Source organism: Corynebacterium sp. Marseille-Q2823, assembly GCF_903645345.1.
Classification (GTDB): Bacteria; Actinomycetota; Actinomycetes; order Mycobacteriales; family Mycobacteriaceae; genus Corynebacterium; species Corynebacterium hiratae.
Genome location: NZ_CAHJXS010000002.1, coordinates 65,556 through 87,368, shown reverse-complemented (window position 1 = coordinate 87,368; position 21,813 = coordinate 65,556). Strand labels below are relative to the sequence as shown.

At 60.7% G+C, this 21,813-nt stretch carries 19 protein-coding genes; 15 read left to right on the top strand and 4 right to left on the bottom strand.

The window, feature by feature from the left end:
- Positions 1-84 precede the first annotated feature (84 nt).
- The 4 genes from HWX44_RS02320 to HWX44_RS02305 form a co-directional block, all read right to left on the bottom strand.
- The gene (locus HWX44_RS02320; RefSeq protein WP_175973028.1) at positions 85-1,101 is read right to left on the bottom strand and encodes an App1 family protein; all 1,017 of its coding nucleotides are present in this window, start codon (positions 1,099-1,101) and stop codon (positions 85-87) included.
- A 10-nt stretch (positions 1,102-1,111) separates the two neighbouring features.
- Positions 1,112-3,352 (bottom strand): UvrD-helicase domain-containing protein, encoded by a 2,241-nt coding sequence (locus tag HWX44_RS02315; RefSeq protein ID WP_175973026.1) that lies wholly within the window; start codon positions 3,350-3,352, stop codon positions 1,112-1,114.
- A 176-nt stretch (positions 3,353-3,528) separates the two neighbouring features.
- On the bottom strand, positions 3,529-4,452 hold the full coding sequence (locus tag HWX44_RS02310; protein ID WP_046648534.1) for a DoxX family protein: 924 nt from the start codon (positions 4,450-4,452) through the stop codon (positions 3,529-3,531).
- 95 nt (positions 4,453-4,547) lie between these two features.
- On the bottom strand, positions 4,548-5,150 hold the full coding sequence (locus HWX44_RS02305) for an MBL fold metallo-hydrolase (RefSeq protein ID WP_046648533.1): 603 nt from the start codon (positions 5,148-5,150) through the stop codon (positions 4,548-4,550).
- A 76-nt stretch (positions 5,151-5,226) separates the two neighbouring features.
- Between HWX44_RS02305 and uvrA the strand changes: the two genes are divergently transcribed.
- The 15 genes from uvrA to argF all read left to right on the top strand — a co-directional run bounded on the left by uvrA (position 5,227) and on the right by argF (position 21,809).
- On the top strand, positions 5,227-8,064 hold the full coding sequence (uvrA, locus tag HWX44_RS02300; RefSeq protein ID WP_175973024.1) for an excinuclease ABC subunit UvrA: 2,838 nt from the start codon (positions 5,227-5,229) through the stop codon (positions 8,062-8,064).
- Entirely contained in the window at positions 8,064-8,990 is a 927-nt protein-coding gene (locus tag HWX44_RS02295; protein WP_232745328.1) for an S-adenosylmethionine synthetase, read from the top strand. The genes uvrA and HWX44_RS02295 overlap by 1 nt, the downstream gene beginning before the upstream one ends.
- A gap of 253 nt (positions 8,991-9,243) precedes the next feature.
- The gene (infC, locus tag HWX44_RS02290) at positions 9,244-9,765 is read left to right on the top strand and encodes a translation initiation factor IF-3 (protein ID WP_080975058.1); all 522 of its coding nucleotides are present in this window, start codon (positions 9,244-9,246) and stop codon (positions 9,763-9,765) included.
- A gap of 36 nt (positions 9,766-9,801) precedes the next feature.
- Positions 9,802-9,996, top strand: coding sequence for a 50S ribosomal protein L35 (gene rpmI / locus HWX44_RS02285; RefSeq protein ID WP_010190075.1), 195 nt, complete (start codon positions 9,802-9,804; stop codon positions 9,994-9,996).
- Between the two features lie 56 nt (positions 9,997-10,052).
- Complete coding sequence (rplT, locus tag HWX44_RS02280; protein ID WP_005323264.1) at positions 10,053-10,436, top strand: 50S ribosomal protein L20; 384 nt, start codon at positions 10,053-10,055, stop codon at positions 10,434-10,436.
- A 206-nt stretch (positions 10,437-10,642) separates the two neighbouring features.
- Positions 10,643-11,119: a TM2 domain-containing protein gene (locus HWX44_RS02275; protein ID WP_053089068.1), complete on the top strand. Its 477-nt coding sequence runs from the start codon at positions 10,643-10,645 to the stop codon at positions 11,117-11,119.
- A 113-nt stretch (positions 11,120-11,232) separates the two neighbouring features.
- Complete coding sequence (locus tag HWX44_RS02270) at positions 11,233-12,033, top strand: TrmH family RNA methyltransferase (protein WP_046648591.1); 801 nt, start codon at positions 11,233-11,235, stop codon at positions 12,031-12,033.
- A 97-nt stretch (positions 12,034-12,130) separates the two neighbouring features.
- Entirely contained in the window at positions 12,131-13,177 is a 1,047-nt protein-coding gene (pheS, locus tag HWX44_RS02265; protein WP_175973021.1) for a phenylalanine--tRNA ligase subunit alpha, read from the top strand.
- Between the two features lie 28 nt (positions 13,178-13,205).
- The gene (gene pheT, locus HWX44_RS02260) at positions 13,206-15,719 is read left to right on the top strand and encodes a phenylalanine--tRNA ligase subunit beta (RefSeq protein WP_175973020.1); all 2,514 of its coding nucleotides are present in this window, start codon (positions 13,206-13,208) and stop codon (positions 15,717-15,719) included.
- A 214-nt stretch (positions 15,720-15,933) separates the two neighbouring features.
- On the top strand, positions 15,934-16,386 hold the full coding sequence (locus HWX44_RS02255; protein WP_102234428.1) for a hypothetical protein: 453 nt from the start codon (positions 15,934-15,936) through the stop codon (positions 16,384-16,386).
- 101 nt (positions 16,387-16,487) lie between these two features.
- Positions 16,488-17,531 carry an N-acetyl-gamma-glutamyl-phosphate reductase gene (argC, locus tag HWX44_RS02250; RefSeq protein WP_175973018.1) on the top strand — a complete coding sequence of 348 codons (1,044 nt, stop codon included), beginning with the start codon at positions 16,488-16,490 and terminating at the stop codon, positions 17,529-17,531.
- A gap of 76 nt (positions 17,532-17,607) precedes the next feature.
- On the top strand, positions 17,608-18,765 hold the full coding sequence (argJ, locus tag HWX44_RS02245) for a bifunctional glutamate N-acetyltransferase/amino-acid acetyltransferase ArgJ (RefSeq protein WP_175973016.1): 1,158 nt from the start codon (positions 17,608-17,610) through the stop codon (positions 18,763-18,765).
- Between the two features lie 19 nt (positions 18,766-18,784).
- Positions 18,785-19,720 (top strand): acetylglutamate kinase, encoded by a 936-nt coding sequence (argB, locus tag HWX44_RS02240; RefSeq protein ID WP_046648524.1) that lies wholly within the window; start codon positions 18,785-18,787, stop codon positions 19,718-19,720.
- Entirely contained in the window at positions 19,717-20,895 is a 1,179-nt protein-coding gene (locus HWX44_RS02235) for an acetylornithine transaminase (RefSeq protein ID WP_102234431.1), read from the top strand. The genes argB and HWX44_RS02235 overlap by 4 nt, the downstream gene beginning before the upstream one ends.
- A complete protein-coding gene (argF, locus tag HWX44_RS02230) occupies positions 20,892-21,809 on the top strand; it encodes an ornithine carbamoyltransferase (RefSeq protein WP_046648522.1) in 918 nt (305 codons plus the stop codon). The genes HWX44_RS02235 and argF overlap by 4 nt, the downstream gene beginning before the upstream one ends.
- Positions 21,810-21,813 lie beyond the last annotated feature (4 nt).

Here is a 21,813-nt window from a genome sequence, read left to right as displayed (position 1 = left end):
GTCGTCACGGCGCGCACGCTCCAGAGAAGTCCCTAGCATCGAGGAAGCCTCTGGGCCTGCGTGCCGTTTTGTTTCTAACGAGCTTTAGTCGCTCAATCGCAGCTCGCGGTAGGCGCGCGCAAGAGCATTGCCATCGGTCCCCTGAATGAGTGGGATATTGAAGGACGTCTGCTCGTTGACCTTCACCAAAGGGGCGAGCGAACCGTGGGACAGCAGCTGTTCCTGCGGGCTGAGGTTGCGGATCGCCACGGCCGCTACGTGGTTGGGGTGCTCCGCTGCCGCGTCGGCATAGGTAAGCGGATCGTGCTGACCGTCGTCGCCGATGAGCAGCCAGCGGAGCTTCGGGAAAGCAATGAAGAGGTTGCGGAGCTGCACGCGCTTGTGCTCCTGACCATTGCGGAAGAGGCCGGTGGGGGTAGGCCCCCAGTCTGTCAGCAGCAGGGGACCACGCGGGAAGCCCTTCTCCGCCATGAAGTTAACCAAGGTGTCGTAGGTGTTCCATGCGCCGGTGGAGAGGTAGATGAAGGGGATCTCGGGGTGCTGTTGCGCGATTTCCCGGTAGAACCGTGCCATACCTTCGACGGGGGTGCGGGTATTGGTGCGTTTAACCCACGAGTTCCATGCTGCAATCATTGCGCGCGGGAGCCAGGTCACCATGATGGTGTCATCTATATCGCTGACCACGCCGAACGTGGTGTCCTTGTCCACGATAAGCACTTCTGAGGTCACCGCATCCGCGCCCTTGGCACGGATGGTGACCTCGTGCCAACCGGGTTCGAGCCCGTGGTCATGGACTAGCACGTCGACATAGCCGTTGTCGTTCGTGGTGCCCGCTACCGTTTTCCCGCCAACCGTAACTTCAACCTCGTGGTGCGTGACCTGAATGGTGAAGAACTGGCGGTAGCCACGCTGCGCCCAGGTATCTGTCTCTTCAGCCGTTGGGTCATGCATGAGGACGCGGCCTAGAACATGGACGAATTCTTCATTGCCGTAGCCGGCATAGCCAGTGATGCTGGGCTGCCACCCTTTGCGTGCCGAGCGCTTGATCGAGAGGGAATTCGCAGTGAATTCGACTTTGCGGGCGATATCGGAAAGTGCCATGCGCTCCAGACTATCCGAAAACCTCCGCATAACGGCCGGTGATGGTCAAGGACTGCGTCGCACGCGTGAGCGCCACGTAGAGGTTGTGTAGACCCTGAGGGGAGGCCGCCACGATGTCATCTGGGTTGACCACCGTGACGTGGTCAAACTCGAGGCCTTTGATGTCTTCGGCATTGGCAGCCGTGATAACGGCGCGTAGGCGCCCGTCGTCATCCTGGTATGTTGTCGGATCCGCATCGGTGGCGTCCTCGCGCCAGACGACGTCCACACCATCCCGCACCGCGATGCTCGGAGTGGCCTCAGGGTTGATCTCTTCCAACAGCCGATTGGCTAATTCCGTGACCGGGCGCGGGGTGCGGTAGTTGACCGTCAACCCGTGCAGTCGAAAGCGCTCTCCGACAAAAGGCTCGAGCGTCTCGCCCCAGTCATCCACACCGGCGGGCGCTCCAGTCTGGGAGGTATCGCCGACGACCGTCATCCACCGGGAAGGGCTGCGTCGGAAAATCATGCGCCACTCCATCGGGGTCAGCTCCTGGGCTTCATCGACGATGACGTGGCCGTAAGCCCACGTGTAGTCCTCGCGGGCACGTTGAGCGGTGGTGCGAGAATCCCGAACCTCGTGACGGCGAGCGAGGTGCTCGGCATCGATGACATCGTGAGCGGAGAGGATTTCGGCTTCGAACATGTCATCATCGTTGTCGGTGGAATCAGAGGAACTCAGGATATCGAGGGCATCTTCTGCCTCCGCGACCTGTTCGCGCCATTCTTTCTCCTCGGCGGCGCGCTCTGCTTCGGGGTCGGGCATGCCGATGAGGACTGCGAGCTCGTCGAGAAGCGCGGCGTCGGAGGTCGCCCAGGCCCTACCGTCGTCGCGGTAGAGGGCACCGCGGGTTTCGTCATCATAAGCGTTGGCCGCCGTATCGATTCGCTCGGTACTACTCAGGAGATTGGCGAGTACCTCGGTAGGCGTGAGGTGGGGCCAGAACTCGTCGAGGAGTTTTGTGACCTGCGGTTCTTCGGCGAGATCATCGTGGAGTTGATCCACGTCCGCACGGGAGAGCAGGTTGGCACCTCCCAGCGGGTCAGAACCGATGCGTTCGGCCATCTGCTGGGCCAGAGACTCGATGAGGTGTTCCGCAAACGCGGCTTGGGCATCGTTGTGCGGCTTGCGTGAGCGCCGCGCGCGGGTACGCGCCGCCTTGACCATAGCTGGGGTGACGGTGAGCTCGAGCTGATCGATCTCCAGTGTTTGCGGCTGCTCCGGTAGGCGCTGATAATCCTTGACCGCGTTGCCGAGGATCTCCACCATGGCAGCGGAGCCCTTGATCTCGCGGGCGAGCAAGGACTCTGAGTGCGTGGCCTCGATGCCGGGGAAGAGGGAAGAAATGGTGGAGAGCACAACGCCGGTCTCACCGAGTTCCGGGAGCACTCGGGAAATGTATTCCAGGAAAGTGGAATTGGGGCCGACGATGAGTACGCCTGTGGCGGCTAGTTGTTCGCGGTAGGTGTAGAGCAGGTAGGCCACGCGGTGCAGCGCAACAGCGGTCTTGCCGGTTCCTGGTCCGCCTTCAACCACCATGACACTGCGCGTGTTGTCACGGATGATTTCATCCTGCTCGCGCTGAATGGTTTCCACGATGGAGGGCATGTGCCCAGTGCGGGCGCGCTGCATCACGTGGTGGAGGGCGGACTCGCTTGCGACATCGCTGCTGTCAGCAGAGGACTCTCCCTCCAAGACCTCGTCGCTGATTCCAATAACCGTGCGCCCAGTGGTCCGGATATGCCGACGGACATGGACGCCTTCAGGGTGCGCTGTAGTGGCGAGGTAGAAGGGGCGCGCCATCGGCGCACGCCAATCCAGAAGGAGTGTCCGGTAGTTCTCCTCCCTGGCGTCGAGTCCCATGCGGCCGATGTAGCGCCGGTCCAGGCCTTCCGGGGTGGGGTTATCACCGGGTGCATCGATGTCGATGCGCCCAAAAACTAAGCCGAGTTGGGCGACGTTGAGGCGATCCAATTTAGCCTGCAGGCCGTGGTACTCGGTCTCTCGCCGAACGAGTGCATCGGCGTCCGGGGTATGTGGATCGACGGCAGCTTGCACTTCGTTCAAGCGCTCGTTGGCCGCTTGAACCTCGTTGTCCAGACGCTCGAAGAGGCCATCGACATATGCTTGCTCGCTAGCTATTTCCGCGCTCTGCTCGTTCGCGTGGGCGCCGGGTTTCCCGGTATGAGTCGCGGGTGAAGATTCAGACACAAGGCTCCTTGGGTGCGTATGAAGGCTTCTCGTGGACAGACGGGAAGTAAGGGAGATGGGGAAGGGTGGACAGGAAAAAGAACAACGGCCCAGCATACTAGCTGAGCCGTTGTTCTCTCCACCGCGGCGATTGCCGCGGTGTGTTGCGGAGTTATCCGCAGCGAAGGACGGAGAGCTTAGAAGCGGTCACCGAACTTCTTGAAAGCCTTATCCAGCTTCTTGGAGGCTTCCTTCTGCAGCTTCTCGGCGCGCTTGCGAGCCTTCTTCTGGGCACGCTTGCCATCGAGCGAATCCGCCTTGGCCAGTGCCTCGTCAGCGCGGTCCTGTGCCTTGCCGGCTGCCTTGACCAGACCCTTGCGGGCGGTTTCGGTGTTGTCACGTGCAGCGTCGAGCCAATCGTCCTTGTTCTCCTCAAAGAACTCGCGTGCCGTCTCAGCGGTGTCCTCGACGAAGGAACGCGCGGAGTCGATGAAGTCACGGCCGGCAGACTCCCAGTCATCGCGGTTGTCCTCGACGTAGTCCTTGGCGGTCTCAAACCAGTCATTGGCCTTGGCCGTGACATCGGAAGAAATCTCGTTTGCGCGATTGGAGAAGTCCTCCGCAAATTTCTGCTGTTCGGACTTGCCCGGCAGCGCCTGCTGAATCTTCTTGTTTGCACGCTCAGAGGCCTTAGCAGCGCGCCACCGCACGGAAGGCTTTCCTTCGGTGTCTTGCGTAACGATGGCGAGGGCACCAAGCAGAGCGGTGTTGGTGATGAAGCTGTTGCGCTGTGCTTCCTTGTCCTTCTTGGAATCCGCGGTCCAGAAAGCATTGCCGACCAGGTTGGGGACGTGCGTCAGCGCGAGCACTGCAGCCGAGGTGCGCGGAGCCTTGCCCAGCGCGAGGCTCGTGCCCGCAGCGGTCTTCGCGCCGCCGAGCGCGCGGGTAACCAGCTCTGGGTCATTGGGGATGTAACCCGCGTATTCGCGGGGCAGCACCTTGCGCAGGCGCTTGAGCACGGACTCGGTGTCCGCGACGTGCTCCGAGGTGTTGCGGAGCGTATCCACACCATCCCAGACAAACACGGAGGCCAGCATAGGACGGGCAAATTTACGAATCATAACGTGCTCCATTCAATAGATCTGTAAAGACGTTCGCCACACCATAGTACGCGCGTTAAACAACTGCTGCTGTGAGCGCAGCAGTTAACACGTAGTTACCAGCGTCGCTCCCACCACTCGTCCATGTGCGGGCGTTCCGCGCCGAGCGTGGTGGGGGCCCCGTGCCCGGGGCGGACAATTGCGTCGTCCGGATAGACATCAAAGAGCCGCTGCGTGACATCTTTGTAGAGGCGCACAAAGTCACCTTCCGAGGTGGTCTTGCCCACGCCGCCGGGGAAGAGGGAATCACCGACGAAGAGGTTGGTAACGCCATCAATCTCCGCTGCAATTGCTGCTCCGCCCGGGGTGTGTCCGCGCAGGATAATGACGGGCAGATCGTAACCGGCGAAAGGAAGCGTATCGCCATGCTCCAGTTCCACGTCGACGGGCGCGGGCAAAGCAGGGGCGTCCAAGAAAGAGGAATAGTGAACGGCACCGGTTTCATTCAAGACTTCCTTGAGTGCGCGTACGTGATCCCAGTGGCGGTGCGTGGTCAGCACCGCGGAGATCTTTACTCCGTGGTCGGCGGCTAAAGCGAGCAGCGCGGGGGCGTCAGCGGAGGCGTCGATAAGCAGCGCCTCGTCACCCGCGCACAGCAGGTAGCAATTGTTGTCCATCTCGGACACGGAAATTTTATGAAGCTCAAGCGCGTTGTTCATAAGTCCAACCATACGGGTACATTCTGAATGAGAACTCTCTGAACACACATTCTTTTGTGTAGGAAGGCAACAACTAGTGGCTGATCGTTTGGTCGTACGTGGTGCGCGTGAGCACAACCTCAAGGGCGTGGACATCGATATCCCGCGCGATAACCTGGTGGTGTTTACCGGCCTATCGGGCTCAGGCAAGTCCTCACTCGCCTTTGACACCATCTTCGCCGAGGGCCAGCGGCGCTACGTGGAGTCTTTGAGCTCCTATGCACGCATGTTCCTTGGCCAAATGGATAAGCCGGACGTCGAATTCATCGACGGTCTATCCCCAGCGGTGTCCATTGACCAAAAGTCCACCAACCACAACCCGCGCTCGACGGTGGGAACCATCACCGAAATCTACGACTACCTGCGTTTGCTTTTCTCCCGCGCGGGCACTGCGCACTGTCCTGAGTGTGATGCTGTCATTGAGCGCCAAACCCCGCAACAGATTGTTGATGAAGTCTTAAGCCACGAGGAAAAGCTGAAATTCCAGGTCCTCGCACCGGTCGTTCGCCGACGTAAGGGCGAGTTCGTTGACCTCTTTGCTGACCTCGCGGCCCAGGGTTACTCCCGTGTTCGGGTAGATGGGGAGCTTTACCAGCTCAGTGACCCGCCGAAGCTGAAGAAGCAGATCAAGCACGACATCGATGTCGTCGTGGACCGCCTGCAGGTGAAAGCTTCCCAAAAGCAGCGGCTGACGGATTCTGTCGAGACGGCGCTGCGCTTGGCAGACGGACTCGTCACCCTGGATTTCGTAGACCGCGAAGAGCTCACGCACACTTACTCGGAAAAGGCTGCCTGCCCTAACGGCCACACGCTGACCATTGAGGAATACGAGCCCCGCGCGTTCTCGTTCAACGCGCCTTTCGGTTCCTGCCCGGTGTGTGATGGCTTGGGCACGCGCCTTGAGGTGGATGTGGATCTGTTGATCCCGGACCCGGATGCCCCAGCCGTTGAGGCCATCCAACCATGGACGTCGAGCCCCAATGCGCGGTACTTTGTCAAGCTGGTCGAAGGCCTGGCGAAAGCCCTGGACTTTGATCCGCGCACCCCGGTTTCCGAGCTCACCGAGGAGCAGCGCCACGCCTTGATCTATGGCACAGATGTGGAAGTCAGTGTGCGCTACAAGAACCGCTATGGCCGCCAGCGCAACTGGTCAGCGCCGTTCGAGGGAGCTATCGGCTTTTTGGAGCGCAAGCTCGATCAGGCGGATTCCGAGTCGCAGAAGGACCGTCTTCTTCAGTACACCCGCCGTGTGCCGTGTAACGCTTGTGGCGGTACCCGCCTGAAGCCGGAAATCTTGGCGGTGCGTTTGGCCTCTACCGCGCATGGCGAGCAGTCCATCGCTGGCTTGACGGCACTGTCCATCGAGGAGGCGGCGGAGTTCCTCGACTCTCTCGTGTTGGGCCACCGCGAGGAGATCATTGCTGGTGCTGTGCTCAAGGAGATCCAGGCCCGCCTGCGCTTCCTTCTCGACGTCGGCCTGAACTACCTCACCCTTGACCGCGGCGCCTCCACGTTGTCTGGCGGCGAAGCACAGCGTATTCGCCTCGCCACCCAGATTGGCTCCGGCCTGGCGGGAGTCCTCTACGTGCTGGATGAGCCCTCCATTGGTCTGCACCAGCGCGATAACCAGCGCCTCATCGCCACGTTGAAGCGCCTGCGCGATATCGGAAACACCTTGATTGTGGTGGAACATGATGAGGACACCATCCGGGAGGCGGACTGGCTTGTCGACGTTGGACCGCGCGCCGGCGAATTCGGAGGAACGGTGGTCTATCAGGGCGAGCCCGCCGGCATCGAATCTGTGGAGGAGTCCCTGACGGGGCAGTATCTGTCAGGAAAGAAGAAGCTTGCGGTCCCGGATACGCGCCGTGAGATTGACCCTGAGCGCATGCTCAAGGTGGTCGGCGCGCGCGAGAATAATCTCAAGGGCATTGACGTGGAGATTCCGCTGGGCGTCCTCGTCTGCGTCACTGGTGTGTCTGGCTCCGGTAAGTCCACCGTGGTCAACCAAATCCTGGCCAAGACCTTGGCCAACAAACTCAACCGAGCCCGTCAAGTACCCGGTCGCGCCAAGCGCGTGGAGGGCGTGGAACACCTGGACAAGCTGGTGCAGGTCGATCAGAGCCCCATCGGGCGCACCCCGCGCTCGAATCCGGCAACCTACACAGGGGTCTTCGACAAAATCCGCAACCTCTTCGCTGAAACCCAGGAGGCCAAGGTTCGCGGCTACAAGCCGGGCCGGTTCTCCTTCAACGTCAAGGGCGGACGCTGTGAGGCGTGCCAGGGTGACGGCACCATCAAGATCGAGATGAACTTCCTGCCCGATGTTTACGTGCCGTGCGAGGTCTGCGACGGTGCCCGTTATAACCGCGAGACCCTGGAGGTCCTCTATAAGGGAAAGAACATTGCCGAGGTTCTCGACATGCCGATCTCGGAGGCAGCCGAGTTCTTCGAACCCATCACGTCGATCCACCGCTACCTCAACACCTTGGTGGAGGTGGGCCTGGGATATGTCCGCTTGGGTCAGGCCGCCACGACGCTTTCCGGTGGTGAGGCGCAGCGCGTGAAGCTGGCCTCCGAACTCCAAAAGCGCACGAATGGGCGCACGGTCTACATCTTGGATGAGCCGACGACCGGACTGCATTTCGAGGACATCCGAAAGCTCATGCTCGTCATTCAAGGCCTGGTTGATAAGGGCAACTCGGTGATCATCATCGAGCACAACCTCGACGTCATTAAGGCCGCCGATTGGATCGTGGACATGGGCCCGGAAGGCGGCTCGGGCGGCGGCACCGTCGTGGCCCAAGGCACGCCAGAAGACGTGGCGCAGGTGGAAGGCTCCTATACGGGAGGGTTCCTCAAGGAGCTGGTGTGATGTTGGGCCACAGAAGTACCCGCACGGCAGCACTAGCCATCAGCATTGCTGCGACAGCCACCATGACGGGGTGTTCCGGCCCAGCGGAAGACACATCGCCGCCGGCTCCCGAAGAATCACCAGGCGTGGAAGCACCCGCCAGCTATGACGTGCGCGCCGAATTACGCGATGTCGTCTCTGAAGTTGAGAAGGAGTTCAATGTTCGCGCCGGCGTGGCGGTGGCGGATAGGGAAGGGACTGTCAACGCCGGATTACGCGGTGAAGAGCCTGCGTGGTCGACGGTGAAGGTTCCTATCGCGATTGCCGCGCTGCGCGACGGCGCTAGCCCGGAGCTCGTCGACCTTGCGATTAAGGAATCCGACAATGATGCTGCCTACGCGTTGTGGTCCCACGTGCGATGGACTGAGGGCGATGCTGGGAGCGCAGTAACGGCGCTCTTGGAAGAGTATGGTTCGACCGGCGAGTTCGAGGAACCTTTTGGCTACTCCACGTGGCTGCTGGAAGACCAGGCAGAGTTTGGCGCACACTTACCGTGTATTCCGGAAGCAGAACAGGTCTATGACGCAATGGATGACATTGTGGAGTGGCAAGACAACGGATTGGACAAGCTCCCGAACACCCGCGCCAAGGGCGGGTGGGGACTATCCGAGTACGACGACGGTTATACCCACCGCCAAATTGGTGTGCGGGAAACCACCCCATCGGGCTCGAGTAAAGAGTCCACGGTGGGATTGGCCATTGAAGTCACCATGCCGGGTGAGTATGCCGAAGAAGCAATTCCTGCGCTCAACGTTCTTGCTGCTGGAGTGGACCGAGTCGTAACTGAGGCCTTGGAGGCTGGCGCGCTTAAACCGGTGGAGGCCTGCGCACCGCCCACGGCAACGCAGACTGCAGGAACGACATCGGCACGCCGATTTGGTTCCTGAAAAATCAGGTGTTAAAGTAGTGCGCACTACCGCCCGTAGCGCCTCCTCCAGGAGGTACTTGGGCCGCAAGCGGAGTTTCTCCCACCCGAAGCCGCGCCGGACACTAGTTCCGCCGCAGGATAAAGGTTAAGAGTAGGCGCCATACGTTGGCGCGTGCTTGAAAAGAAACTCCCGGATGCCTTTGGCACCGGGATTTATTCGTTTGTGGTCACGGTAGGCACACTACTAGCCCCCACAATCGAGGAGAACCACAATCAGCGCTGAAGCTCGCATTAATGAGCGCATCCGAGTACCCGAGGTCCGTCTTGTTGGCCCCGGTGGTGAACAGGTGGGCATTGTCCGTACAGACGATGCTCGCAAGCTTGCGTACGAAGCCGATCTTGACCTGGTCGAGGTTGCCCCGAACGCTAAGCCGCCCGTAGCCAAGATCATGGATTACGGCAAGTTTAAGTACGAACAGGCTCAGAAGGCCCGCGAGTCCCGTAAGAACCAGCAGCAAACCGTGGTGAAGGAGCAGAAGCTCCGTCCGAAGATTGATGATCACGATTACGAGACCAAAAAGGGCAACGTGGTGCGCTTCCTGGAGAAGGGCTCCAAGGTCAAGGTGACCATCATGTTCCGTGGCCGCGAGCAATCGCGTCCGGAGCTGGGTTTCCGCCTGCTGGAGCGTTTGGCTGACGATGTCGCAGAGGTCGGCGTCGTGGAGTCGCGCCCCAAGCAGGATGGTCGCAATATGACCATGGTCCTTGGGCCCGTCCGCAAAGGCAAGAAGTAGACCACGCTCCACTTAGGATTTAAGGATTTAATTCTCATGAAGCAGAAGACTCACAAGGGCACCGCCAAGCGCATCAAGGTGACCGGCTCCGGCAAGCTGCGTCGCGAGCAGGCTAACCGCCGCCACCTCCTGGAAGGCAAGCCTTCCAAGCGCACCCGTCGCCTGAAGGGCACCGAGGACGTCGCCAAGGCAGACACCAAGCGCGTCAAACGCCTTCTCGGCCGCGCATAGTCAGCGCCGAAACTCCCATCCCCACACACTCACAATCAAGATAAGGAAGTATTACTGTGGCACGAGTAAAGCGCTCAGTTAACGCCAAGAAGAAGCGTCGCGCGATCCTGAAGTCCGCTAAGGGCTACCGCGGCCAGCGCTCCCGCCTCTACCGTAAGGCCAAGGAGCAGTGGCTGCACTCCATGACTTACGCTTACCGCGACCGTCGCGCCCGTAAGTCTGAATTCCGCAAGTTGTGGATCCAGCGCATCAATGCTGCCGCTCGTATGAACGACATCACCTACAACCGCCTCATCCACGGCCTGCGCCTGGCTGAGATCGAGGTCGACCGCAAGATTCTCGCTGAACTTGCCGTCAACGACTTCGAGGCTTTCTCCGCACTGTGCGAGGCCGCCAAGGCCGCACTGCCGGAGGACGTTAACGCACCGAAGGCTGCGTAAGCGTCGAGCGTAGAAACGTCACGAACCCACCGCCCTCTTATGGAGGACCGGTGGGTTTCTTGTTGTGGGGAGTAGCACCCGCTAGGTCGGCGGGCGTACTGCTCCTCTTTGTGGTTTGTGTTACATTGCTCGTTGTTGTGTAAATCAAGGTAGCCGTTGGCTTCTGGGCCTGCCCTAGGGGCACATGGTGCGAAGGAGAGATAGTTATGACCAACCCGAATAGCGCGTATCAGCCCAATGGCGATGCTTATGGTGGTGGCTCTTATGGCGGACAGTCGCAGCAGTCGAACCCCTTCGGATCATCCAGTGATCAGTACGGTTACAGCTCGGCTCCGTATGGCGGTTCGCAGCAGTCCCAGAATCTGCCCGCACAGCAGGATGCATACCAGTCAAACTATGGCCAGCAGCCACACCCGGGCGGCGAGCAGAAGTCATGGTTGGTAGCGCTGCTCCTGTGCTTCTTCTTGGGCGAATTGGGGGTTCATAACTTCTATATTGGTCGCACGCAGCGCGGCATGTGGCAGTTGGGCCTTGCAATCGTAGGATTCGTTACCTCTTTTATCCTCATTGGCTTTATCCTCATCGGTGCCTTAGTGATCTGGAAGTGGGTCGAGCTCGTATTCATCGCCGGTGGTTTATCTGGCTTTGATAAGGACGCCGACGGAGTTCCGCTAAAGAAATAAAGCCCACCCGTATCCGCGGAGATGACGTGGAGACCAACCGTCCCGCTACCCACTCAAACTTGCTGGGGGAGCGGGACTTTTCAATGTCTGGTTCGGTGGGTACCGTCAAATGCATGAATCTGGATTTTTCCTCTGCCTTTACTGAACGCACGCCGCGCGTGGTTAATGCCGCCAAATTGCACCGGGCGGCCAGCCGCCGAAAGGCGGAGCGTTTCATCATTGAGGGCGAAAACGCCGTGGACGCGGCCGTGTCCACCGGTGCCGCTACGGATGTTTTCGTGACGGAGAAGGCCGCCGAGCGCTTTGCACACATTGTTCAAGCCTGCGGCTACATGGACGTGTATGTGCATCCCATTACGGATAAGGCGGCAAAGCACCTGTCTGACACCGCCACGAGCACCGGGCTCTTTGCCGTGTGCCGCCCAGTGTTGTGGACCGCCGGGAAGATTTTGGCCGGCAAGCCGAAGCTGGTGTCGGTTCCTGTCTTGACGGCGGAGCCGGGCAACGCGGGAACACTGATCAGGACCTCGGATGCCATGGGCGCCGATGGCGTCATCTTTGCCGGGGAAACCGTGGATCCCTTGGGCTGTAAGGTAGCGCGCGCGTCGGCCGGATCACTTTTCCATGTGCCCGTAGCCCGAGACCCCAACATCAAGGATGTACTGGGCAAGCTGCGCTCCTCTGGTCTGCAAGTGTTGGCCACCGCAGCCGACGGCGAGGTGGACCTCGCCGATGCGGACCTGTCCCAGCCCACCGCGTGGCTCTTTGGCAACGAGGCGCACGGCCTGGGTGATTTACAGGATGAGGCGGACATGCGTGTGCGTATCCCGATTCTTGGCCGCGCGGAATCTCTGAACCTTGCTACGGCCGCCAGCATTTGCCTCTATGAGTCTGCGAAGCAGCAGAGCAGCTAGCGCCTCCGATGTGCCAGGGTTGGTGGCCACAGAAGTCAGGCGGCACGGTAAGATAGCTCGCGTTAGTTTTTGTGCGAGAAGAAGGTAATCAAGGCACGTGTCCGATACACCTCAGATCGAATTGACCGAAGAGGCCCTCGAGGCCGCCGCGCAGAAGGCCATCGCCGCCTTCGAAGCTGCAACCAGCCTCGACGAGCTCACCTCCGCCCGTCGCGAGCACCTTGGTGATAGCGGCTATATCCCGCAGGCCCGCCAATCGCTCGGACAGCTGCCGAAGGACCAGCGCAAGGATGCTGGACGCGCAGTGAACATGGCCCGCGGCAAGGTGGAAAAGCGCTTTGCCCAGATTCGTGAAGTGCTGGAGCAGGAGGCCCGCGCCGCGCAGCTGAAGGCGGAGAAGGTCGATGTCACCGTCCCTACCACCCGCGCGCAGACCGGTGCCCTGCACCCCATCACAGCGCTGTCGGAGCGCATCGCGGACATCTTTGTGGGCATGGGATGGGAAATCGCGGAGGGCCCTGAGGTAGAAGCAGAGTACTTTAATTTCGACGCTCTGAACTTCAAGCCCGACCACCCAGCCCGCACCTTGCAGGACACGTTCCACGTGGGCAAGGAAGGCTCCAAGCAGGTTCTGCGTACCCATACATCCCCGGTGCAGGTGCGCACGATGCTTGACCGCGATGTCCCGCTCTACATTGCGTGCCCGGGCCGTGTTTTCCGTACCGATGAGCTCGATGCCACCCACACTCCTGTCTTCCACCAGGTGGAAGGCCTTGCCGTGGATAAGGGGCTGACGATGGCCCACCTGCGCGGCACCTTGGAGCTCTTGGCCAAGGTGCTCTTCGGCCCGGAGACTACCACCCGCATGCGCGTGAACTACTTCCCGTTTACCGAGCCCTCCGCCGAGGTTGATGTCTGGTTCCCCAACAAGAAGGGCGGCGCCGGCTGGATCGAGTGGGGCGGCTGCGGCATGGTCAACCCCAACGTCCTGCGTGCGGTGGGCATTGACCCCGAGGAATACACCGGTTTCGCTTTCGGCATGGGCCTCGAGCGCACCCTGCAGTTCCGCAATGGTCTGACCGATATGCGCGACATGGTCGAAGGCGATGTCCGCTTCACCCTGCCATTTGGCGTGCAGGCATAGGAACCCAGAGAAAGGATAGAAAGAAAAAATGCTTATTTCCCAAGACTGGGTTACCCGAATCCTGGGCACCGCTAATTCCGGCTGGACCGTGTCCTCTGAGGAACTGGACTCTGGATTTGTCCGCGTAGGTTTTGAAACCGAGGGCTACGAGGCCCTTCCGGAAACCACGGGCCCGCTGGTTATCGGTCAGGTTGTAGAGATCGAAGAGCTCACCCAGTTCAAGAAACCAATTCGCTATTGCCAGGTCAACGTTGGCCAGGCCAATGGCACGGGGGAGCTGCAGGGCATTATCTGCGGCGCCCGCAACTTCCGCCTCAACGACTACGTCGTGGTCTCCCTTCCGGGTGCTGAGCTGCCGGGAGGATTCAAGATTGCCGCCCGCGAGACCTACGACCATATCTCCAACGGAATGATGTGCTCCGCAGCTGAGCTGGGCTTCGGCCCCAAGGCAGACGGCATCATCGTGCTAGGGGAGGAGGTTGCCGACAAGATTGGTGAGGATGCCCGCCCCCTTATTGGGCTGTCCGATACCGTCTTCGACGTCAACATCACCCCGGATCGTGGCTATGCCTTGTCTGCGCGTGGCCTGACGCGTGAAATTGCCTCCGCATTTGATCTCACTTTCCCCGACGTGGCGCAGGAACCGAGCGTGGCTGGCATCGACACCTCCGTCGTGCCGGCTCCGGAGGGCACGCTTATCGACGTTGACCTGAGGGAGGAAACCAAGGCGCAGCGATTTGGTCTGCGCAAGGTGACCGGTATTGACCCGGCAGCGCGTACCCCGTTCTGGATGGAGCGCGAGCTCATGCTCTCCGGTCAGCGCGCCGTCAACGTGGCTACCGACGTCACGAACTACGTCATGCTGCTTCTGGGCGCGCCGATGCACGCCTTTGACGCCGACGTGATCAAGGGCAACCTCGTTGTGCGCAATGCCAACGAGGGCGAGAAGTTCGAGACCCTCGACCATGTCAAGCGGGAGCTTTCGGAGGGCGACGTGGTCATCTGTGATGACAACGGTATCCAATCCTTGGCGGGCGTCATGGGTGGCACCACCTCCGAGATTTCTGACGAGACGACTGATGTCTACTTCGAGTCGGCCATTTGGGATCCGATCACCGTGGCCCGCACATCCCGCCGCCACAAGCTCTCCTCGGAGGCTTCTCGCCGTTTCGAGCGCGGAGTAGATCCGGCCATCGTTGAGGTAGCGCTGGACGTGGCGTGCGTGCTGCTTCAGCAGATTGCTGGCGGCACGATCGAGGCTGGGCGGACGCTCGTGGGAGACGTCGCCAAGCGCGAGCCCATCTCCCTGCGTGCGGCGAAGCCGAGTGAGTATGCCGGTATCGAATACTCTCAGGAGACCGTGGTGAAGCGCCTTACGGAGGTCGGCTGCGAGGTGTCTGGTGAGGAGGAGCTCTCCGTCATCCCCGCCTCCTGGCGCACGGACATCGAAATGGACGTTGATCTCATCGAGGAGATCCTGCGTCTGGAAGGGCTTGAAGACATTCCGACCATCCTGCCCACTCCGGTGGGCGGCCGCGGCCTAACTCCGGCGCAGAAGCGTCGGCGTGCGATCGGACATGGGTTGGCTTACGCGGGCTACGCCGAGGTCCTCCCGTCGCCGTTCATCGCGAACGACACCTTTGATACCTGGGGCTTGGACAAGGAGGATGCGCGCCGCCAGACCGTGGCCGTGCAGAATCCGCTCGAGTCAGACAAGGCGATCCTGTCCACGACGTTGCTGCCCAATCTCCTTGAGGCTATCGCCCGCAACGTTGCCCGTGGCCGCAGTGATCTGGCTTTGTTCGGCCTCCAGCAGGTGGCCTTCAAGCGCGCTGACTCTTCTCCCATGCCGTCGGTGGAGTCGCGCCCAGAGGAGTCAATGGTCGCCGATCTCCTTGGGTCTTTGCCGCTCCAGCCGTTGCACGTAGCCACGGTGGCCACCGGAAGCATTGAACACGAAGGGCCGTGGGGAGCGGGCCGCGCCTACAGCTACGCGGATGCTATTGAGTCTGCGCGCCAGGTTGCTCGTTCCGCTGGCGTGGACATCGCAGTGAAGGCAGCTGAGCAGCTGCCGTGGCACCCGGGCCGCTGTGCTGCAATCGTTCTCGCAAGCGATGAGGAGACGGTCGTCGGCTATGCGGGTGAGCTGCACCCGCAGGTCCTTGAGGCCTTGGAGCTGCCAGCACGCACGTGTGCGATGGAGCTCGATGTGTCAGCCCTGCCGCTGGATGAGAAGTTCCCCGCCCCCGTGCTGTCTTCCTTCCCGGCTTTGCACCAGGACATTGCTTTGGTGGTGGACGAGGAAACCCCGGCGGAGACGGTTCGCCGTGTGGTCGAGGAGGGTGCTGGTGATCTCCTCGAGTCCGTGGAGCTTTTCGATGTCTTCCGTGGCGAGCAGCTCGGCGAAGGAAAGAAGTCCCTAGCCTTCCAGCTTCTCTTCCGTGCTGGTGACCGCACTCTGACTGATGAAGAGGCCAACGAGCATCGCCTCGCCGCTGCGGAGTTGGCCAAGCAGCGCCTTGGCGCACAGATGCGCGCCTAAGACTCTGTTGCTTCGCTAGTGCTTTAAGCCCGGTTAGCCCTGTGGGAGGTTAGCCGGGCTTTTGTTTAGCCGGGTTTGCGCGCGTTGGGGCAGGTGCTGACGTGGGGAGAGATCCCCTAGCGCTGGAAGGGGTGTGCTCTGCCTCATAACCTCAAGGATGCAGCAAAGGTGCTGAGTTTCCAGACCAAGCCACACCGAAAGGATTGTTCACACCATGCGTCTTATTTCTCGTCTCACAGCCACCGCCGCCGTTGTCGGCGCGCTGACCATTGCCCCACATGCCTCCGCTGATTTGTCCCAGGGGTTCTCCAACGCCGATGGCACCGTCAACTGTGAAGCTTCGAACATCGAAGGAACCTACGTCGCGTGCCTGTCCGAAGGGGCACGGGCCACTAGCCCGCGGTGCAACCCGCCGGGCCAATTGGCTCCGCGATTCATCTACCATGCAGGTCGCTCCAAGGCCGACTGCTTCAACCAGGGGTTGACAACCACGAGTTTCAAGCGCCTGCAGCCAGGCCAGGTTCACCAGTTCAATGAGGTTGTAGCCATCGCGGATGCCCAGGGCGGTATCCACTTCGTCGGCCCGCATGGCTACCTAGGCTATGCAGGAAAGACCGCCGTATCGGGTGCGGAGGGACTGGGGAACGTCTCGTCCCGCGTCATGTAAACCTTCCTGAACCCTACTTTTCCTCACCTGTGCGCCGAGCTCTTCGGCGCATTTTTTCTGAATAACATACGGCGGAATGCATTATTTGCTAAAGTGGCCGCATGACTATTTCAGTAGCAATCGCCGGAGCTACGGGTTATGCCGGTGGCGAAATCCTTCGCCTCTTGCTGTCGCACCCAGCGTACCTTTCGGGCGAGCTGCGCATCGGCGCGCTCACCGGGCATTCCACCGCAGGTCAGCGAGTATCTGAGCTCATGCCGCACCTGCCGCAAGTGGCGGACCGCGTCATCGAGGACACCACGCCGGAGATTCTTGCTGGCCATGACATCGTGTTCCTCGGTTTGCCGCACGGGCACTCCGCGGAGATCGGCCGCCAGCTGGGGGAGTCCGTCACGGTGATTGACTGCGCAGCTGACTTCCGCTTGCGTAGCAAGGAAGACTGGGACGCGTTTTATGGTGGTGAGTACGCCGGTGCTTGGCCTTATGGAATCCCGGAGGTTCCCGGCAATCGTGAGGAGCTTAAAGGTAGCAACCGCGTTGCCGTACCGGGGTGCTTTCCCACCACGATTACCCTGGGTGCGCTGCCGGCCGTAGCGCAGGATCTGATTGAGCCAGATCTGTCGGTGATAGCAATCACCGGGGTGTCCGGGGCAGGCAAGAAGGCCTCCGTGGCACAGCTAGGTGCGGAAACTATGGGCAACCTCAAAGCCTATAAGCCAGGCGGGACACACCGGCATACCCCGGAGGTCCTGCAAAACCTACAGCCTTTTACGCAGCAACCGGTGTCTGTGAGTTTCACTCCGGTGCTGGCGCCGCTGCCTCGTGGCATTCTGGCGACGATTACGGCGCCGTTGAAGGGGGGCGTCGACAAGCGCACAGTCGCCGAGGCCTTCCGTGACTTTTATGCTGATGAACCATTCTGCCTCGTCCTGCCTGAGGGCCAACAGCCAGAAACGCAAAACGTGGTGGGCAGCAACATGGTCCATATCCAAGCACACGTGGATGAGCGCGCCCGCCGTCTCGTGATTACCGCGGCTCTGGACAACCTGTGCAAGGGTACCGCCGGCGCTGCTGTCCAGTGCATGAACCTGACTTTGGGATGGGAAGAAACCCTGGGCCTTCCACAGGCAGCAGTTGCCCCTTAAGGGGCACCCCTACTTTCCCAAGCGCTCCGCACCGCCTTCCTCAACTCACTTCCACACGAACTAGGAGAAACTCGACATGATTACCGCCCCTGCAGGATTCCTGGCTGGCGCCACGACAGCCGGAATCAAGCCCTCCGGAAAACCCGACATGGCCCTCGTGGTTAACCAGGGTCCTAATTTCGACGCCGCTGCGGTCTTCACGCGCAACCGCGTGGTGGCCGCACCCGTGAAGCTTTCCCGCGAAGCAGTGGCCGACGGCACTGTTCAGGCCGTCATTTATAACTCCGGCAACGCGAATGCCTGCAACGGCGAACAAGGAGACAAGGATGCCGCGGCGATTGTGGAAGCCACCGCTGAGCACACGGGTATCCCTGCCGCCAACATCGCGGCGTGCTCGACGGGACTTATTGGAGAGCTCCTTCCCATGGATAAGGCATTGGCTGGCGTCGAAGTGGTTGCCGGAGACCTTGGCGCGGATGCAGCTCACGGCAAGTCCGCGGCGGAGGCCATCATGACCACCGATACCGTAGCTAAAGAAGCACTCATTGAGGCCGAGGGCTGGAGCATGGGTGCGATGGGCAAGGGCGTGGGCATGATGGCGCCGTCACTGGCCACCATGCTGGTGTGCATCACCACCGACGCTGTTGCCTCCTCTGAGGCCTTGCACTCGGCGCTGCAGGCAGCGAGCGATCAAACTTTCAATACGCTCGATGTGGACGGCTCTACATCGACGAATGACACGGTCATCATCATGGCTTCCGGCGCTTCCGGGGTGGAGCCTAGCCAGGAGGAGCTGGACGCTGCGGTTCTCGCGGTGTGCGCCGATATCGCGGATCAGCTCCAAGCAGACGCCGAGGGCGTGACCAAGCGCGTGAAGATCATCGTGGAAGGCACCGCTACCGATGAGCAGGCGCTCAACGCCGCGCGCACTTTGGGCCGCGACAACCTGTTCAAGTGCGCCATGTTCGGATCGGACCCCAACTGGGGCCGCGTGCTCGCCGCTGTCGGAATGGCGGATGCCGAGATGGATCCGGACAACATCTCCGTGTTTTTCAATGACCAAGCAGTGTGCGTCGGTTCCACTGGCGCGCCCGGCGCGCGCGACGTTGATCTTTCCGGGGCTGATATTGATGTGCGCGTGGACTTGGGCACCGGGGGAACCGGCACAGCTTTCGTCCGCACCACCGACCTGTCTCATGACTACGTGGAGATTAACTCCGCGTACAGCTCTTAAGAACGCGCGAGGAGGAACAATGCTTCAGGGACTAAGTAATGCTGACCGCGCCACTGTGCTCGCGGAGGCCTTGCCATGGCTGCAGCACTACCGCGACAAGATTGTGGTCGTGAAATATGGCGGCAACGCGATGGTGGATGATTCCCTTAAGGCCGCCTTCGCTGCCGATATGGTTTTTCTGCGCACCGTGGGCGCCAAGCCCGTCGTGGTCCATGGCGGTGGGCCGCAGATCAACGACATGCTGGGCAAGCTGGGGATTGAAGGCGAATTCAAGGGCGGTTTCCGTGTGACCACTCCGGAGATCATGGACGTGGTTCGCATGGTCCTCTTCGGTCAGGTGGGGCGTGGCTTGGTCAACCTCATTAATTCACATGGCCCGTATGCCGTGGGTACCTCGGGTGAGGACGCTGGGTTGTTTAAGGCGCGCAAGCGGCTCGTCCAGGTCGATGGTGAGCCGACTGATATCGGCATGGTGGGAGAGATCGTCAGCGTCGATCCCACCGCCGTCATGGACATTATTGAGGCCGGGCGCATCCCGGTTGTGTCTACTATCGCGCCCGGTGATGAAGGCGAGGTGTACAACATCAACGCAGATATCGCGGCCGGGGCCTTGGCGCGAGCGTTGGGCGCCGAGCGCTTGGTGATTCTCACAAATGTGGAGGGCCTGTACACCGATTGGCCGAACCGCGACTCCTTGGTGTCGAAGATCGAGATTGACAAGCTCAGCGCGCTCCTCCCAGGCCTGGATTCCGGAATGATCCCGAAGATGGAGTCCTGCCTCATGGCCGTGGAAGGCGGAGTCAACGCCGCGCACGTTATCGACGGGCGCATCGCCCACGCCGTGTTGCTGGAGCTGCTGACTATGGGAGGCATCGGCACGATGGTGCTGCCCAATGACTATAACCGCGAGGACTACCCGGAGGGAACGGTCTTCAGGAAGGACGATAACAAGTGACCGCGCAGACCAAGTTGACAGAGCGTTGGGGTCAGGTGCTCAGCAACACCTATGGAACCCCACCCGTTGCCATCGTGTCCGGTAAGGGGGCCACGGTGACCGATGAAGACGGTAAAGACTACATCGACATGCTCGCCGGTATCGCGGTGAACTCGCTGGGCTACGCCCACCCAGCGATCGTCGAAGCGGTGAGCGCCCAGGTGGCCACCGTAGGCCACGTGTCCAATCTTTTTGCCAGCGAGCCTGTGGTCGAAGCCGCCGGGAAACTCCTGGACAAGGTGGGAGATAGCGAGGCTCGCGTCTTCTTCTCTAACTCCGGCGCGGAAGCGAATGAGGCGGCCTTTAAACTGGCTCGTCTGACCGGCCGTCGCCGCGTCCTTGCAGCGCACCACGGTTTCCATGGCCGGACAATGGGTTCTTTGGCCATGACTGGGCAGCCCAGCAAACGCAAAGCCTTTGAACCTTTCCCGGGCGGAGTGGAGTTTTATACCTATGGCGACATCGACTATCTGACCGCTTTGGTGGAGCAAGATCCGGAGGACACCGCCGCCATTATCTTGGAGCCCATCCAGGGGGAGACGGGTGTCATCCCGGCACCTGAAGGTTTCCTGACGGCGGTGCGTGAGCTCTGCACCAAGCACGGCATCCTCATGGTCGTGGATGAGGTGCAAACGGGTGTGGGGCGTACCGGTGACTTCTTCGCCTTCCAGCATGAAGGCATCCTCCCGGATGTCATCACCATGGCGAAGGGGCTGGGTGCTGGCATGCCTATCGGTGCCACCATTGCGCGTGGTCAGGCCGCAGACCTTTTCACTCCGGGCTCCCACGGCACGACGTTTGGCGGCAATCCTGTCTCGTGTGCGGCGGCGTCAACGGTGCTGGAGCTTGTCGACGTCCCCTTCCTCGCCGAAGTCACCCGCAAGGGCGAGTGGTTGCGGCAGGAGATTGGTAAATCCCCTGCGGTGCAGTCGGTGAGGGGCCGAGGGCTTATGCTAGGTGTTGTATTAAATAAGTCGGTGGCCAAGGAAGTCGTGGCTGCAGGTTTGCAGCATGGACTAATCCTCAACGCCCCAAGTAGCGAGGTCGTACGCTTGACCCCGCCGCTGGTGATCACCGATGAAGAACTCACCCAGGCGGTGGAACGCCTGCATAAGGTACTGGAGGAAGTTGCATGAGTGTGCGCCATTTCTTGGCCGATGATGACCTCACGCCGCAGGAGCAAGCCGAGGTTCTCGACCTGGCTCTAAGGCTCAAGAAGGATCCCTTCTCCGAGCGCCCGTTAGAGGGGCCGAAGTCGGTGGCGGTGCTCTTTGACAAGACGTCGACGCGCACGCGTTTCTCCTTTGAGGCGGGAATTGCTCACCTGGGCGGCCACGCCATCGTGACGGAAACTAAGTCGACGCAGATGGGCAAAGGGGAGACCTACCAGGACACCGCAGCGGTGCTCTCCCGTTTCGTTGAGGCGATCGTGTGGCGCACATATGCGCATCAAAACCTTCTGGACATGGCGGAGACTGCGACGGTACCAATTGTCAACGCCTTGTCCGATGACCTCCATCCCTGCCAGATCTTGGCGGACTTGGTGACCTGCCGTGAGAACTTCGGGGACCTTACTAGACTGAAGGCCGTCTACCTAGGGGATGGCAACAACAACATGGCAAATTCCTACATGCTGGGGTTTGCTACCGCTGGCATGGAGATGACCATTGTTGCCCCGGAGGGTTTCCAGCCGCAGGCGGAGTTTGTTGAGCGTGCCCGAAAGCGCGGTACGGTGACGGTGACCGATTCCCTTGACGGCGTGGACGGCGCTGATGTTGTCATTACAGACACGTGGGTGTCCATGGGCCAGGAGGATGACGGCAAGGACCGCCGCACACCGTTCTTGCCCTATCAGGTGACCGCGGATGTGATGTCCCGCGCTAAGGACGAGGCAATCTTCCTACACTGTTTGCCGGCCTACCGCGGCAACGAAGTAACTGCTGAGGTAATTGATGGGCCCCAGTCGCGCGTTTTCGACGAGGCAGAAAACCGCCTCCATGCGCAGAAGGCGCTGCTGGTCTGGCTCCTTGCGGCTCAAAAGGAGAACTAAACGA